Annotated in this window: 9 protein-coding genes and 3 rRNA genes; 1 reads left to right on the top strand and 11 read right to left on the bottom strand. The window is 42.9% G+C overall.

Annotation, left to right across the window (positions count from 1 at the left end):
* Positions 1 to 20 precede the first annotated feature (20 nt).
* The 10 genes from AC3XNE_RS06410 to AC3XNE_RS06365 all read right to left on the bottom strand — a co-directional run bounded on the left by AC3XNE_RS06410 (position 21) and on the right by AC3XNE_RS06365 (position 13784).
* The gene (locus AC3XNE_RS06410; RefSeq protein WP_489831282.1) at positions 21 to 788 is read right to left on the bottom strand and encodes a DUF975 family protein; all 768 of its coding nucleotides are present in this window, start codon (positions 786 to 788) and stop codon (positions 21 to 23) included.
* A 477-nt stretch (positions 789 to 1265) separates the two neighbouring features.
* A 5S ribosomal RNA gene (gene rrf, locus AC3XNE_RS06405) occupies positions 1266 to 1382 on the bottom strand.
* A 90-nt stretch (positions 1383 to 1472) separates the two neighbouring features.
* Positions 1473 to 4396, bottom strand: a 23S ribosomal RNA gene (locus AC3XNE_RS06400).
* A gap of 221 nt (positions 4397 to 4617) precedes the next feature.
* Positions 4618 to 6182, bottom strand: a 16S ribosomal RNA gene (locus AC3XNE_RS06395).
* Together the 16S, 23S and 5S rRNA genes form the textbook arrangement of a ribosomal RNA operon.
* A 544-nt stretch (positions 6183 to 6726) precedes the next feature.
* The gene (locus AC3XNE_RS06390; RefSeq protein ID WP_489831281.1) at positions 6727 to 7143 is read right to left on the bottom strand and encodes a DUF956 family protein; all 417 of its coding nucleotides are present in this window, start codon (positions 7141 to 7143) and stop codon (positions 6727 to 6729) included.
* 116 nt (positions 7144 to 7259) lie between these two features.
* On the bottom strand, positions 7260 to 8189 hold the full coding sequence (locus AC3XNE_RS06385; RefSeq protein ID WP_489831280.1) for a PTS system mannose/fructose/sorbose family transporter subunit IID: 930 nt from the start codon (positions 8187 to 8189) through the stop codon (positions 7260 to 7262).
* Positions 8190 to 8209: 20 nt separating this feature from the next.
* Positions 8210 to 9019 carry a PTS mannose/fructose/sorbose transporter subunit IIC gene (locus AC3XNE_RS06380; RefSeq protein WP_489831279.1) on the bottom strand — a complete coding sequence of 270 codons (810 nt, stop codon included), beginning with the start codon at positions 9017 to 9019 and terminating at the stop codon, positions 8210 to 8212.
* A 30-nt stretch (positions 9020 to 9049) separates the two neighbouring features.
* A complete protein-coding gene (locus AC3XNE_RS06375; RefSeq protein WP_489831278.1) occupies positions 9050 to 10045 on the bottom strand; it encodes a PTS sugar transporter subunit IIB in 996 nt (331 codons plus the stop codon).
* Between the two features lie 70 nt (positions 10046 to 10115).
* Positions 10116 to 10634: a PTS sugar transporter subunit IIB gene (locus tag AC3XNE_RS06370; RefSeq protein ID WP_489831277.1), complete on the bottom strand. Its 519-nt coding sequence runs from the start codon at positions 10632 to 10634 to the stop codon at positions 10116 to 10118.
* Positions 10635 to 10940: 306 nt separating this feature from the next.
* Positions 10941 to 13784, bottom strand: a complete 2844-nt coding sequence (locus tag AC3XNE_RS06365; RefSeq protein ID WP_489831276.1) for a sigma-54-dependent transcriptional regulator — start codon at positions 13782 to 13784, stop codon at positions 10941 to 10943.
* Between the two features lie 185 nt (positions 13785 to 13969).
* Here AC3XNE_RS06365 and AC3XNE_RS06360 point away from each other — a divergent pair, with 185 nt between their 5' ends.
* Entirely contained in the window at positions 13970 to 14596 is a 627-nt protein-coding gene (locus tag AC3XNE_RS06360) for a carbonic anhydrase family protein (RefSeq protein WP_489831275.1), read from the top strand.
* 411 nt (positions 14597 to 15007) lie between these two features.
* Here AC3XNE_RS06360 and AC3XNE_RS06355 read toward each other — a convergent pair whose 3' ends face one another.
* Complete coding sequence (locus AC3XNE_RS06355) at positions 15008 to 16648, bottom strand: peptide ABC transporter substrate-binding protein (protein ID WP_489831274.1); 1641 nt, start codon at positions 16646 to 16648, stop codon at positions 15008 to 15010.
* Positions 16649 to 16843: the final 195 nt, after the last annotated feature.

The following is a 16843-nucleotide window of genomic DNA, read 5'->3' as shown; positions in this document are numbered from 1 at the left end:
TCGTTTTTGCTGTCCAGTTGTTATGCTTCAAAATAAGCATCATTATCTGTATCAGGGGATACATCTTTTTTAAATTGATTGCCGGCTAAGGAACGATAATAGGCCATGTATGTTGCATTCTTATATGGGATCAACCAAATTTGTCCAATTCCAAGCGTCAATATAGTTAAAAGATCCCACCCTATAAAACTTAGTTGTAAAACGAAGAATTCAAATTTGTGACCTCTCATTAACTGGCGGCTCTTGGTCACATAATCTAAATAATTTAAATCTTCATCGCCGCCATCGTCTGCAATATCCTTGTAAATATAGTAAGTCTGTGAATATGCATATGACTTAATGATCCCTGGGATAATGAAAAGCAATGTCCAGAAAAATTCAAATAAGCCTTGAATGATCCACAAAACCACTACCGGCAAGAAATCTCTTTTAGTAAAAACACTAAAGATCCCCCGCACAACGCTGAAATCTGAATTTTTGGTGCGTAACCAATCCAATAAAGTGAAATTAACACCAACCATGAAAAGTGTTTCGATCAAAGAAGAAGAAATATTGGTAAAAAAAGATGTCCTACTCTCGCCATTTGCAGCTCCTGTAGCAACTCCATCGGCGAAACTACCATCCGGACTTTGAGATAAAGACGCAAAGACTATTACAAAAACCGCAGCTACGATAAAAATAACCAAAAAAATGGGTAAGATCTGTAGAATATTTAAGCCAATGGCTTTACCCCAATGTCCTTTCAAAAGACCCTTTGCTTCTTGCTTAAGTTCCATTCTTGATTTCATGTATCGATCTTCCATCACCTTTCTATTTATCACTTTCTTTACTAATATTAACGTATTTTAAACAATATAACTAACAAAAAGCCACAGATCATTACTTGGTTACACTTTTTGCGTTGTTGAGCAGATCCAACAGTACTATGTTTTATTTAATCTCACATAGTTGAAACTTACTTTATAGGTTCTATATGTAGTTAATTTTCGGAATAATAGTTGCTTTTTTCTTGAACTAATTATCAGGGGGCTTCCTTTTATTAAAAAGAGAGGAATGCCACCACTTCTCAAATCTTACAATAAAGGCGAGATATACGCAACATCGTCAAAAATTTTGTTATAAATCTCTTGAATATCGAGAATCCGGTTATCCAAAATTTAAGATAACGCCAATTTTAATAAAAAAGTCCGGACTGTTAAAAATTTAAAATCAAATATTAAACCACTAAAAAAGGCCATCCCTAAAAAAAGGAATGACCTAATAATGCGCGGCAGCTACCTACCCTCACAGGGGGCGATCCCCCAACTACTCTCGGCGTGACGAAGCTTAACTGCTGTGTTCGGCATGGGAACAGGTGTAGCCTTCGTGCCCGCACCACCGCACTCGTATTTCTTTCTTTGAGAGATCCGCTCCCTCAAAACTGACTAACATTCATCCTTGCTCGCTGCTTTTACCGAGTCCTGCGCCACTCTGTGGTCAAGTCCTCGACCGATTAGTAATGGTCCGCTCCATGCCTCGCGGCACTTCCACTGCCATCCTATCTACCTGATCATCTCTCAGGGGTCTTACTTCCAGAAAGGAATGGGAAATCTGATCTTGAGGTGAGTTTCGCACTTAGATGCTTTCAGCGTTTATCTCGACCACACTTAGCTACCCAGCGCTGCCTTGGGCAAGACAACTGGTACACCAGCGGTGTGTCCATCCCGGTCCTCTCGTACTAAGGACAGATCCTCGCAAATTTCCTACGCCCGCGACGGATAGGGACCGAACTGTCTCACGACGTTCTGAACCCAGCTCGCGTACCGCTTTAATGGGCGAACAGCCCAACCCTTGGGACCGACTACAGCCCCAGGATGCGATGAGCCGACATCGAGGTGCCAAACCTCCCCGTCGATGTGGACTCTTGGGGGAGATAAGCCTGTTATCCCCAGGGTAGCTTTTATCCGTTGAGCGATGGCCCTTCCATGCGGGACCACCGGATCACTAAGCCCGACTTTCGTCCCTGCTCGACTTGTCAGTCTCACAGTCAAGCTCCCTTCTGCCTTTACACTCTGCGAATGATTTCCAACCATTCTGAGGGAACCTTTGGGCGCCTCCGTTACCTTTTGGGAGGCGACCGCCCCAGTCAAACTGCCTACCAGACACTGTCTCCCGCCGGGATCAACCGGCGCGGGTTAGAGTGTTCATACAACGAGGGTAGTATCCCACCACTGCCTCCCACGAGACTAGCGTCCCGTGTTCTACGGCTCCTACCTATCCTGTACAAGTTGCACCAACACCCAATATCAAGCTACAGTAAAGCTCCATGGGGTCTTTCCGTCCTGTCGCGGGTAACCCGCATCTTCACGGGTATTATAATTTCACCGAGTCTCTCGTTGAGACAGTGCCCAGATCGTTACGCCTTTCGTGCGGGTCGGAACTTACCCGACAAGGAATTTCGCTACCTTAGGACCGTTATAGTTACGGCCGCCGTTTACTGGGGCTTCGATTCTGAGCTTCGCTCACGCTGACTCATCCTCTTAACCTTCCAGCACCGGGCAGGCGTCAGCCCCTATACATCATCTTACGATTTTGCAGAAACCTGTGTTTTTGATAAACAGTCGCCTGGGCCTATTCACTGCGGCTGGTCGTCAGACCAGCACCCCTTCTCCCGAAGTTACGGGGTCATTTTGCCGAGTTCCTTAACGAGAGTTCACTCGCTCACCTGAGGATACTCTCCTCGACTACCTGTGTCGGTTTGCGGTACGGGTGGACCGATCCTTGCTAGGAGCTTTTCTCGGCAGTGTGACCTGACTTCCTTCGCTACTTAAATTTCGCTCCCCATCACAGCTCATCTTCCGCCAGGACAAGCATTTGACTCGTCCTGCAACTCGCTGCTTGGACGTGCACTTCCAGCTGCACGCTCCGTTAGCCTCCTGCGTCCCTCCATCGCTCAAACAGACCGGTCCAGTACAGGAATCTCCACCTGTTGCCCATCGCCTACGCCTTGCGGCCTCGGCTTAGGTCCCGACTGACCCTGGGAGGACGAGCCTTCCCCAGGAAACCTTAGTCTTACGGTGGGTCAGATTCTCACTGACCTTGCGCTACTCATACCGGCATTCTCACTTCTAAGCGCTCCACCGGTCCTCACGGTCCGGCTTCGTCGCCCTTAGAACGCTCTCCTATCACCCGACCTGACGGTCGGATCCACAATTTCGGTAATGTGTTTAGCCCCGTTACATTTTCGGCGCAGGATCACTCGACTAGTGAGCTATTACGCACTCTTTGAATGGTGGCTGCTTCTGAGCCAACATCCTAGTTGTCTGTGCGATCCCACATCCTTTTCCACTTAACACATATTTAGGGACCTTGATTGGTGGTCTGGGCTGTTTCCCTTTCGACTACGGATCTTATCACTCGCAGTCTGACTCCCGGGACAAGATCAGTGGCATTCGGAGTTTATCTGAATTCAGTAACCCCAGACGGGCCCCTAGTCCAAACAGTGCTCTACCTCCACGATCCTTAACTCCCGAGGCTAGCCCTAAAGCTATTTCGGAGAGAACCAGCTATCTCCAAGTTCGTTTGGAATTTCACCGCTACCCACACCTCATCCCAGCATTTTTCAACATACACGGGTTCGGTCCTCCGGTGCGTTTTACCGCACTTTCAACCTGGACATGGGTAGGTCACTTGGTTTCGGGTCTACGTCAACGTACTCATTCGCCCTGTTCAGACTCGCTTTCGCTGCGGCTCCGGTCTTTCCACCTTAACCTGGCACGTTAACGTAACTCGCCGGTTCATTCTACAAAAGGCACGCCATCACCCCTTAACGGGCTCTGACTAATTGTAGGCACATGGTTTCAGGAACTGTTTCACTCCCCTCCCGGGGTGCTTTTCACCTTTCCCTCACGGTACTGGTCCACTATCGGTCACTAGGTAGTATTTAGCCTTGGGAGATGGTCCTCCCGGATTCCGACGGAGTTTCACGTGCTCCGCCGTACTCAGGATCCTGGACTGAGGAAGGACTGTTTCGCTTACGGGGCTGTCACCCTGTCTCGCCGGCTTTCCCAAGTCGTTCAGCTACAGTGCTTCTTGCTAACTCAAATGTCCAGTCCTACAACCCCAAGAAGCAAGCTTCTTGGTTTGGGCTGTCCCCCGTTCGCTCGCCGCTACTAAGGGGATCGATCTTTCTTTCTGTTCCTGCAGGTACTTAGATGTTTCAGTTCCCTGCGTCTGTCCTCGCCTGACCTATGTATTCAGCCAGCGATCATGACTCGTTACAGTCATCGGGTTGCCCCATTCGGAGATCTCCGGGTCATTGCTTACTTACAGCTTCCCGAAGCATATCGCAGTTAGTCACGTCCTTCATCGACTCCTAGTGCCAAGGCATCCACCATGCGCCCTTCCTAACTTGACCTGACATTTATCGTAGATAAATGGGTCATGAGTTTGCGTTTACTACTTCATTTTTGAATTCTTGTTTGAAACTCTTTCAAACGCGGTGTTCTCGGTTTAATAAAATTATTGATCAAGAAATAAATGTTATTCAGTTTTCAAAGAACGGATCTGAGAGTAGACCTCTCAAAACCAAACAAAGTTTCTGTACAAATCGTGTGAGTTTCCGTAATTTTTCCTTAGAAAGGAGGTGATCCAGCCGCAGGTTCTCCTACGGCTACCTTGTTACGACTTCACCCCAATCATCTGTCCCACCTTAGACGGCTGGCTCCAACTGGTTACCGCACCGGCTTTGGGTGTTACAAACTCTCATGGTGTGACGGGCGGTGTGTACAAGGCCCGGGAACGTATTCACCGCGGCATGCTGATCCGCGATTACTAGCGATTCCGACTTCACGTAGGCGAGTTGCAGCCTACGATCCGAACTGAGAACGACTTTCAGAGATTAGCTGAACCTCGCGGTCTCGCGACTCGTTGTATCGTCCATTGTAGCACGTGTGTAGCCCAGGTCATAAGGGGCATGATGACTTGACGTCATCCCCACCTTCCTCCGGTTTGTCACCGGCAGTCTCGCCAGAGTGCCCAACTGAATGCTGGCAACTGACAATAAGGGTTGCGCTCGTTGCGGGACTTAACCCAACATCTCACGACACGAGCTGACGACAGCCATGCACCACCTGTCATTTTGTCCCCGAAGGGAAATGCTGATCTCTCAGATGGTCAAAAGACGTCAAGACCTGGTAAGGTTCTTCGCGTTGCTTCGAATTAAACCACATGCTCCACCGCTTGTGCGGGCCCCCGTCAATTCCTTTGAGTTTCAATCTTGCGATCGTACTCCCCAGGCGGAATGCTTAGTGCGTTAGCTGCGGCACCGAAGGGCGGAAACCCTCCAACACCTAGCATTCAGCGTTTACAGCGTGGACTACCAGGGTATCTAATCCTGTTCGCTCCCCACGCTTTCGAACCTCAGCGTCAGTTACAGACCAGAGAGCCGCTTTCGCCACTGGTGTTCTTCCATATATCTACGCATTTCACCGCTACACATGGAGTTCCACTCTCCTCTTCTGCACTCAAGTCTCCCAGTTTCCAATGCACTTCTCCGGTTAAGCCGAAGGCTTTCACATCAGACTTAAAAGACCGCCTGCGTTCCCTTTACGCCCAATAAATCCGGACAACGCTTGCCACCTACGTATTACCGCGGCTGCTGGCACGTAGTTAGCCGTGACTTGCTGGTCAGATACCGTCAGCGGGACAACAGTTACTTTATCCCGTGTTCTTCTCTGACAACAGTATTTTACGATCCGAAGACCTTCTTCATACGCGCGGCGTTGCTCCATCAGACTTGCGTCCATTGTGGAAGATTCCCTACTGCTGCCTCCCGTAGGAGTTTGGGCCGTGTCTCAGTCCCAATGTGGCCGATCAACCTCTCAGTTCGGCTACGTATCATCACCTTGGTAAGCCGTTACCTTACCAACTAGTTAATACGCCGCGGGCTCATCCAAAAGCGACAGCTAAAAGCCGTCTTTACCCGGCCGACCATGCGGTCAGCCGGTCGATGCGGTATTAGCACCTGTTTCCAAGTGTTATCCCCCACTTTTGGGCAGATTGCCCACGTGTTACTCACCCGTTCGCCACTCGCCCTGCCAACGCTGAATGCAAGCATTCAATGTCGGCAGTTTGCGTTCGACTTGCATGTATTAGGCACGCCGCCAGCGTTCGTCCTGAGCCAGGATCAAACTCTCATTTTAAAGTTTGTGACTCATAAATTTTACTAGCGAATTGACTTCGCAAATGTTGTTTGCACTTATCACTAGGATAAGCGACCTCACACATTTGATTTGTCGAAACTTTGTTCAGTTTTCAAAGATCTACTTACTTATTACTTGTTGTTCTCCGTAACAACTGTATGATATCAAAATATTAATTTCCTGTCAAGAATTATTTAATTTAATTTATACAGCTGACTATCTAAAGCAATCATTAATTACTTGAAACGACAACTTTTAAAGTATATCAACTATCAATAAGAAAGTCAACAACTTTTTTAACTAAAGCATTGCAGCAATTCTCTCCTTGCGACAACGTTTAATAATATACCGCCAAAACAAGTCGGCGTCAACAACTTTTTTGATCTTTTTTAAAATACCGGTTTCACACAAAAGTAACAACAAATATATATGAAAACTTTACGCAAGTATTAAAGCGAGAATGCATATTAATTATTTAATTTTACGCTACAAAAAAACTAGACTGCCACGTCAGCAATCTAGTTCTGCATCTAATTAAAAACTACTAAAGTTCATCTTTTTTCGTAAACATGGTTTTAACTCCTCGTTTTAAAACCTGAAAGAAGGTCAACGAACGAACGATCCGCTCAGGGGCAATATAAAGTCGCACAGCCCGTAATACTTTCTTAGGATTTTTAGAAGAAAAATTTAGCATACCATTCTTCTTGGTTTGAAAGCCGTATCGTGGAATCCACTTACCGCCAAAATAAATTGAGGCTACGACCAGATCAACTTCTTCCCAAGGGATCTGAACGTAATTATTAGGATCACGCTCGTCATAAAACTCAAAAGCCTTATCACCAACCATGATCTGTCCATAACTGTTTAGGCCTATGTGAGATGTACCTGGTATAACCAGGTCTAATTGAGTATTCATCGAATTGACTCGATCATTTTCTCTCTTCTTCTTTTTGCCAAACATAGATCAATTCCTCCAAAACTGTTTGCGTTTAATACTGCTCTGTTGGTTATAGCAAAAACGATCTCACTGTGCAATTGCAACGAGACCGTCTTATTAACTATATTCCTACTCAAAAATTAAAGAAGTCCAATAACGTGACCAACAACACCTACAATAAAGATACCTAAAATGATCACAATTGGGGAAACGTTCTTCTTAAGCAGCCACATACAAAGGAATGTCAGCAGCAAAGGAACTAAACCAGGGATCAAATCGTCCAAGTTATCTTGCAAAGTTGTAACCTTAACTTTGTCTAAAGTGCGTCCATCAGCTTGTTGCTGCAATGCATCGTGGATACCAGCTTTTCCAGAAGGCAATTTATCCCAATCGATGTAAGCACCTTTTTGTTGCTGGATCTTCGAAACAGCCGGAGTAAACTTGATGTCGACCCACCGTTCGATCAACGCACCAATAACAAACATACCCATCATAGAAGCTCCACGGGTGATCATTTGTAATAGACCGCCAGACAAGTCTTCAGTAATGGCATTACCTGTTTTATAGCCAAATTCTTGTGTATACCAGATAGTTCCTAAACGAATAATATTCCATAAAACAAAGAACAAGATAGGGCCCATAATGTTTCCACCAATTGCAAGCGAAGCTCCTAAAGCCCCTATCATTGGACGGATCGTAAACCAAAATACAGGGTCACCAACACCAGCTAAAGGTCCCATCATTCCGACCTTAACACCCTGGATAGCAGCATCATCGATCGGTGCACCATTAGCACGTTCTTCTTCCAAAGCCAACGAAACACCAATGATCGGTGAAGTTACGTATGGATGAGTATTAAAGAATTCCAAATGCCGTTGATATGCAGCGGCTCGATCCTCTTTTTTCTGATACAATTTATTGATAGCGGGGATCATTGAATAACACCAGCCACCATTTTGCATACGCTCGTAGTTCCAAGAACCTTGCAGGAACTGTGTCCGCCATGCAACTTTCAAACGATCACGTTTGCTTAAAACGATTTTCTTTTCACTTACTACCGGTTCAGCCATTGTATTTCCCTCCTTCAATTCTAATAATCATCGAGAATGTCGCCCAATGGGTCGCCAGTATTACTGTTACCACCATTGTCGCCACCGCTATTTGACCCACTCTTATCAAGAGTCAAGTACATCAATGCAAGTGCGATACCCAAGGCACCGATAGCAATCAAGGTCAGATCGGAAATGGCAGCAATTACGAAACCAATAATGAAGAACGGCCAAACTTCTCGTGAAGCCATCATATTAATAACCATTGCATAACCAACGGCAACGACCATTCCGCCACCAATTGACATACCATCATTCAACCAATCTGGCATTGCTTCTAACATTGAACGTACTGATGAAGCTGGGATAACTAACAAAAGAGCTGCAGGCAATGCAATACGTAATCCTTGCAAACAAATACATACGTAATGCCAGAAATCGATCATCTTCGAATTGCCTTCTTTAGCTGCCTTATCCATCAAATGAACAATAGCAACTGTGATGGTCCGGACGATCATTGTCAAGAATAAACCGGCAACTGCCAAAGGAATAGCAATAGCTACGGCTGAACCAACACCTTTAACGCCTTGTCCACCCTGAACTAAAATAATAGCTGAAGCAATTGAAGCCAAAGCAACGTCAGGAGCAACAGCAGCACCAACGTTTGCCCAACCTAAAGCGACCATTTGCAATGCACCGCCTAGCATAATTCCTTCGGTCAAATGACCAGTGACCAACCCGATCAATGTACATGCCACCAATGGTTGGTGAAATTGCCATTCGTCCAAGATACCTTCCATGCCGGCGAAAAACGCCACGATCACTACTAATATCATCGAAATAGCAGACATGAAATACCCTCCTTTTCCTTTTTACAAAACTTACAAGCCTAATTCTTTGCGGGCTTTTTCAACTAATTCATCAAAGTTACCCCTTTTATCAGAAGGAACCTTGCGCAAATCAAACTTCACGCCGATCTTCTTCAATTCATCAAAGGTTTTTACATCTTCTGGTCCCATTGACAAAACATTGTTAACGGCCACTTTTCCAGTAGAATGCGACATCGATCCAATGTTTAACTCAGCAAGATCCATTCCACCTTGGATAGCACGTAAAGCATCTTCTGGATTTTCAAACAAGATCAAGGCTTTTGTTTTTCCAAAACGAGGATCTTTAGCAACTTCCTCCATTTTTTCAACAGGAACTACATTAGCCTTAACACCAGGAGGAGCTGCCTGCATGATCATGCTCTTACGCATCTTATCGTGCGCTACGGTGTCTGAAACAACAATGATCCGATTTGGGGCAGTAGTCTTCGTCCACGACGTTGCAACTTGTCCATGCAACAGACGTGAATCAACACGTGCCAAAACATACTTGATCTTGCCGTCACCAACCACTGTCCCTTCTGGAATAGAACCACCTTTAGGCTGACCATCATCAGCAACGGCAGCCGGTGCTTCGGCTTCCTCTGGTTGCAATGATTCTGGTTTAACTTTTACGCCATCTTTTGCCGTTTCAATGATATGAGCAGCAATTTCTTGTGCTGAATCCATCGACAAACGAGATGCATAGGCCTCAATAACCATCGGCAAGTTCATACCGGCTACAATACCCCAAGTGTCTTTGTGTTCTTCAAAGATGTTACTTGCTTGGTTAAATGGTGTACCGCCCCAAAGATCGATCAAAAACAAAACTTGTTCTGGGTCATCAAACGTGGCAATAGCCTTTTCCATTTTCGTATGAACATCATCCGGACCTTCACTCGGCTGTAAAGTAACCGTTTGGACATTTTCTTGCTTGCCAAAAATCATTTCAGCAGATTGAAAAATGCCTTCCGCGAAACTACCATGACTCGCGAGGATAATACCTACCATTTTGTATACCTCCCACAATAAAATTTTTCCGGAAAACCGGAGTAGTTATAAAAAATTTCAACTTAACTTATTACTGATCAACTTTCTTTGAAGTTCGATCGACCAACCCCTTCTCCGTCAGGACCTTCCAGAGATCTTTAGAAGTGTCTCCGGAAACCTTACGGACATCGAGCTTGATCCCTTGCTCATGTAACCAAGTGAATGCGTCAATATCGTCCTTGCCAACTGCGATCGTATCCGTCACCATCTTACGTGAACTATTAAAGCTCACTGCCCCGATGTTGACCAAATTAACACGGACTCCATTTTCAACTAAAATTTTTGCATTCTGAGGGTCTTCCACCAAGATCAATGCTTTAAAACTATTAAAGCGCGGATCAAAATATATCCTGAGCATTTTCATCAGTGGAATTACATGAACTTTGACACCGGGAGGACTGGCCTGCCTGATCAAAGTTTTTCGGATGTTATCTCGGGCAACTTGATCCGAAACAACTAAGATCCGGTCGACCTTTAAAACTTTAGCCCAATTAGTAGCAACTTGTCCGTGTAACAGCCGACTGTCAATGCGTAATAACCGGACGTCCATGTTGATCACCTTCACATTGTAAGACCTAATAATAAGTCAAATTAAAAATATACTGTGGAGATCCTAAGTCAGTTCCCTTAAGCAAATCGATAGCCGCTCAAATAAAAAGTAAAAAATGATAACAAATTCATTCAGCAAGCAAAACGACCATAATAGGAAAACCGAATCAGAATAATCCACTAATACATAAAGCAATTTTCGTGCCAACTTTTGTGTATCACTGACATTCTTTGATTTAACAATATATTTTGCAGATACTAAAATAACCTGATACACAAAATTAGTGTACCAGGTTATTAGTGTATATTATTGAGCAGTTTCTGTATCAAACAATTTTACAATATAATACAATTCCTCTTCTGGTAGTTTTAAGTTCAAGGTAGTCTCGATCACTTTATTAGCTTGGATCACTATTTGATAAAGGTTTTCCTCTTGAACGCTTTGCATCTCTTTTCTTGAAGCTGTGATCGGCGAGTTAGTCAAACAACGTTCAATAGCTCCGGCAAGATGCATTACAACGCTGATCCGTAAAGAACTGGTAAACGCAAAATCTACTCGCTCCGCAATATAGTCGCAATAGTTCCATAAAACACCGATCAATTTTTGCGGGTTAATAAAAGTAAAATACTGTCCCAGATACTGTTGGGCTTTTTGTTCTGTTAGATCTTCAGACTTTTCGAGGTCCACTTGTACATCTTCTTGCTTCGGAATATCTTCCACCTGCTGGATCATATCAACAAACTTTTCACCGCCGCCTTGTAATAGGTCCTCTAAAGAGATAAACGGAACAGGGATCTTTGGACGTGTCACACCAGTCGTTGCAATAATACGATAATTTCGCTTCAAGCCTTCCAGAGTTTGACTCATTCCGACGACTGAGATCGGGATCACCACTATATCATCGATCAAATGGTCGACCAAAATGCTGTCTAAGATCTTCTTGATTTTTTCGGCAGTCCCTTGTCCTGTCGCACACAAAGCAACAATTGCTCGATGTCTTGAATCTCCAACTTCTAACCCATCGACATTTTGTTCTTGGTTCATAACAGGACGTGAATAACCATTAAAATCCGTTAGCTCATTATATATCAGGTCTAAATCACTATCTATTAAAGAAGACTTCCGCGCAGCTTCTAATACCATTGCAGTCGTCACCATATCGATCGTTTTAACCATTGCACCTGTCATTTCCTCAAGTTTACCATTAAAAGTACTTAAAGAACCCATGTCGACCATCAGTAAGACACCATTGCCATGATCAACTCGTTTAACTTTATGCGCGATCCCCTTCAATGCAGACTGCGGATCCATTTCCAAAGCCATATCAAATGACTCTAAATTGTCAGCAGATAAAAGCTGCTTGACGACATGGACCATCGAAGAAGCGGTACTATTGCCATGGGCGGCCACTACGATCCCAACTTTACCGATCTCAGGTTCAGCTTTTAATGAAGCTAAAAGTATTGCCAAGTAATACAACTCTGAATCTGGCACAGGCATACCATAATGTTCCTCGAGCATCTTCTTCACTTTTTTTGCAAGGTCAAATTCACGCGGGTAATCATTGACCATAGAAATAATGTTATTAGCGACTCGGCGTAACGGCTTACCAGACTGTACACGTTTGATAAACGAACTGATGTGCAGACTCATTCCATAAAGATAATTTTCGCCAACATCGTAGCGTTCGGCTTTCAAAAATCGGCCGATCTCATTAGTTACGTCGATTATGTCTTGATCGATGATCTCATTGAAACTTTTTTCGGTCCGGTCAAATTTAGCATTTTTATAAAACGACTTCAGGTGGACATTAATGTCAGTCATAATAAAATTATTGATGGCAGCATGATCAAGTCCCTCATCCTGCAAAACTTGTGCTTTTTCACCGATAACTTCATACAAGTTATACGGTAGTTCATAGTTATCTCGTGGTGTCGGTGCAATAGTAGAATTATCAGGCTGAATTATCATAGTTGGATCCAAAAGTTTAGTTAGTTGTCGTTGTTCTTCACGATCTGAAGCTAAACGGGGCAAACCGTCCTTGATACTAGTCGCCATGCTGTCAAAATCCAAACTGATTTCTGTTTCGTTGTTAATACTGCCTAAAAATCCCTGAGCACAAACCAGTTGGATGTTGGATTTCAGCTGACCGACGTTCCCATACGTGACACTACCTATCAAAGCCTGAACAACGTCTTCATTTAATCTTATATTTCGTTGGATCCGATTTGCCTCTATTGTTAGGAGGCGTTTCAACATAGCAACTCTTTCACGCATCGTCCGTTCTTTGAAGGCAGGCATTTTGATCATGATAGGTATCCGTCTGATAAAAGTTTGCAATAAAGAACTTTCGGGATCTTCCGTCGTAGCACAAATCAAGCGAACATCCGCATGATGCGTTTTTCCTGACTCACCCATCTTGCTATAGGTACCATGATCCATAAAATAAAAGATCATTTCTTGACCTTCAGGCGGCAAACGGTGCACTTCATCCAAAAACAGCATGCCGCCATCCGATTGCTGGATCAAACCATCCTTTTCTTCATTTGCGCCAGTAAATGCTCCCTTAGTGTAACCAAATAATTGGGACATCAATAATTGGGGGTTATGCGCATAATCGGCACAATTAAAAACTGTGATTCCTTCATGAGACAAAACATTTTTTTCCCAAGCAAACTGATACATGGCATTTGCAAAATAGGTTTTCCCAGAACCAGTAGGCCCTGTGATCAACACATTTAATCCATGTGGAGGGTATAAGATCGCGGCTTTTGCCTGTTCGACCTGATTTTTCAAGCTGTCATTACGTCCGATCATAGTTTCAAAAAAATCAGTGTCATTGGATCCTTGGTTTGCTTCAAAGTTTGAACGATCCACCACTTTTCGATCTAGGTCACGCTTTGTGCCAAGCTCCTTTCTTTTTTTACTAACTTGCTGTTGAGTTACCCTATCTTCTACTCTCAAGAAGTAACGGACAGGCCGCCCATCTGATTTTTGTAAAATATTCTCACGTACTAATGTGTTCAATTCTTTACTAACATTAGAACGTACCAAGCCCAAAGCTTCAGAAATAGCAAGAGTTGTCAGCCCCAAAGAGACAGAACTATCATGGCTTTTCAAGTAAGCTAAAATTTTTTCCCGGCGTGTCATATTTTTCCTCACTTCCGAAATGCATAACGACTAAATTACTGTATCAATTGTAACACACTAATACAGAAGAAATGCTAGATCTACAATTTTATTTAAGTTACACGTTTCATGCGAAATACATTAATTTTTGGTAAACTATTTTCAGTATCGACTTTCTGAGAAACTTAATAAAAAAGAGGAATAATATGGAATACTTAGACTATGCATCCCAAGACTTATGGGAATCTTACTCAAATTTCGAATCACCCATCGACATTAACTTGTCTCAAATCGAAAACAAACCCTTGAAGCAACAACCGCTAACTTTCGCTTTTACCCCTGGCGATCGAATAACTAAAAAAATTCAGTCCAATGGAGATCAATTTTTGGTCGCTGGAAAATTGGTAGTCGGAAAACAAAAATATCAGCTCCAGCGGCTTCACTTTCATGACGGAAGTGAGCATACCATAAACGGACGGCGACTTGACGGTGAGATCCATCTAGTGTTTCAAGGTGAAAACAACTCTAATTTAGTCCTGGCGATCTTATGCCAAGTTGATAAAGAACACGCTGAAAAACTGCCCTTGACTGCTATTTACAACGAACAAGCTCATGGTGAAGATTTAAATTTGTTGCTGCCCGCCAATTTATCACATGTTACTTATGTCGGTTCATTAACCACACCGCCTTTAAAATCAGATATAACTTGGATAGTTTTAACAGAATCTCATTTCATTTCGCCAGACTCAAAAGAGGCTCTGCATAATGATTATCCCGATAGCCATCGTGAAATACAGCCTCTTAACGGTAGAAAGCCAATTTATTACGAATAAGAAGAAAAAATTTAAAAAGTACTTACCGCAGCGATCTATAAAGTTAGTCCTGTACCAAAATTGATATAAATCAAAAAACACTGATCAGTTGCAAGTGAAGTCGATATGGGGCCAAAACGAACTTAATTGGACTCACGTCGGGCTGATGTAGGTCCGAAAAAGAATTAAACGGACCCAAATAGAACTAATGTGGGGCCAAAAAGATTTAATTCAAAGCAGGTCTTTCAACGCTGAGTTCTAACAAAATAGTTTCGTTGTTTTCATCTTCATTTCCCAATAAAAATTCATGAATAAGATACAAAAGGAGAATTCAGAAACCAAAAACTTCATTTCTGAGTTCTCCCTTATTTAAATAGAGCTTACGTTGCAATAATCTGCTTAACTACAACTTGACCGTTATGCCCTACTATCTTATTGCGCAATATACGTATCTTTCCAATTATTAACAACACCGGCTGTGTTTTGGACCAAACCTTTGACATTTTCTCTGACCATAGTCGGCTGATTTAATTGATACAATGGTGCTACACCTTGATCTTTACTTAGGATCTTAGATGCTTTGACTAAGTCATCCCAGCGTTTCTGTTTATCAGCAGCATCCGTTGTTTTAGATGCCTTGACTAAGCGATCATATTCTGCGTTTTTCCACTTACCGTCGTTATATGAGTTATCCGAGGTAAATAGATCGATAAAGCTGATCGGATCCGAGAAATCAGCACCCCATGAACCAACTACGACATCAAATTGTTGTGTCTTAGCACGATCCAGTCTTGTCTTGAACGGTACGTTTTGTACTTTAACATCGATCCCCAAATTTTCACCCAACTGGCTTTGGATAAAGGCTGTCACTTTTTTAACAACATCAGTATCATCGCCTAACAACGTAAAGGTCAACTTATCTTGCCCAGTTTCTTTCAAGCCTTCTTTTAAAAGTTGTTTTGCTTTTTTCTTATTATATGTTACACCTTCAGTCGTCTTAGCAGCATCAGCAAAGTCTTTTCCTTTATACGATTGAAGTCCCAAGGAAACGATCCCCTGTGAGGCTCTTGTTCCAGAACCCAATACTTTATTTGCGAGTTGCTTGCGATCGATAGCGTATGAAATAGCCTGTCTGATCTTCTTGTTTTGGAAAACTTTTTGTGTTTGATTAAATTCAAGATAACTTGTCCTTGCCTGCTTCAAGACTTGATAGTCAGGTTTGCTTGACAATTGTTTTGCCTGTTCAGTACTCAAGAATGTTTCGTCCAATTTTTTAGACTGATAGAGATTATAGGCAGTTGATGTATCTTTATTAACTTTGAAGTTGATCTTGCTCAATTTGACTGACTTCTTATCCCAATAATTACTGTTTTTAGCCAATGACCAGCTTAAATTAGAACCAGTCCAATCAGTCATTTTAAACGGACCATTATAAACCATGTACTTAGAAGCCGTCCCATATTTAGAACCATATTTGTCCACTGCATTCTTATTTTGCGGAAAGAATGATGGGAAACCCATCAATAACTTGAAGTAAGGGATCTCCTTATCTAAAGAAACCACTAATTTATGTTTTCCTTCAGCTTTTATCCCCAGCGCACTTCCTGGTTTCTTACCGTCCATAACATCATTAGCATTCTTTATTCCATCAAATAAATAAGCATATTCGGATCCGGTTTTTGGATCCAATGTCCGCCGCCATGAGTAAACGAAATCTTTAGCTACTACCGGATCACCGTTTGACCACTTATCATCTTTACGTAACGTGAATGTATATGTCAGCCCATCTTTTGAAACTTTGGTAGATTTAGCGATCCCCGGTTCGACCTTGGATTTTTTACCGATCCGATAAAGTCCTTCCATACTATTATTCATCATGTCAAAACTGATAGTATCGGTAGCCTTAGAAGGATCCATCGTTGGAAGTTCTGAAGGTTCATCCCAGTTTAAAACCTGTTTTTCGGCAAGTTTGTCTTTCCCAGAAGATGAATTCGATCCAGAACCACACGCCGTTAAAGCTAAACCAGCTACAACAACAGCCACGCCTGTAGAAAACACTTTTCGAAAACTCATACGCACTCTCCTTTTCTTCTAACCATTTTATAATTTTTATAAAATTATACAGCATTTTACACGAATTGCAACTATTTTTTCTAGATAAACCCCCCTGTTAAAAACTAATTTTTCAGTAATATAATAAATGCAAGCTTTCAATATGATTCGCAGGTAAACAACATAAAAAAGTAAGTATTTTATAATTTTTAGGTT

This window comes from Ligilactobacillus sp. JN-6 (Y).1, from assembly GCF_058111525.1.
The sequence above is the reverse complement of the archived record's forward strand: the minus strand, read 5'-3'. Positions and strand labels throughout refer to the sequence as shown.

Coding starts and splice junctions, on each gene's coding strand:
- AC3XNE_RS06410 (WP_489831282.1), bottom strand. CDS start 788: ATGAAATCAAGAATGGAACTTAAGCAAGAAGCAAAGGGTCTTTTGAAA.
- AC3XNE_RS06390 (WP_489831281.1), bottom strand. CDS start 7,143: ATGTTTGGCAAAAAGAAGAAGAGAGAAAATGATCGAGTCAATTCGATG.
- AC3XNE_RS06385 (WP_489831280.1), bottom strand. CDS start 8,189: ATGGCTGAACCGGTAGTAAGTGAAAAGAAAATCGTTTTAAGCAAACGT.
- AC3XNE_RS06380 (WP_489831279.1), bottom strand. CDS start 9,019: ATGTCTGCTATTTCGATGATATTAGTAGTGATCGTGGCGTTTTTCGCC.
- AC3XNE_RS06375 (WP_489831278.1), bottom strand. CDS start 10,045: ATGGTAGGTATTATCCTCGCGAGTCATGGTAGTTTCGCGGAAGGCATT.
- AC3XNE_RS06370 (WP_489831277.1), bottom strand. CDS start 10,634: ATGGACGTCCGGTTATTACGCATTGACAGTCGGCTGTTACACGGACAA.
- AC3XNE_RS06365 (WP_489831276.1), bottom strand. CDS start 13,784: ATGACACGCCGGGAAAAAATTTTAGCTTACTTGAAAAGCCATGATAGT.
- AC3XNE_RS06360 (WP_489831275.1), top strand. CDS start 13,970: ATGGAATACTTAGACTATGCATCCCAAGACTTATGGGAATCTTACTCA.
- AC3XNE_RS06355 (WP_489831274.1), bottom strand. CDS start 16,648: ATGAGTTTTCGAAAAGTGTTTTCTACAGGCGTGGCTGTTGTTGTAGCT.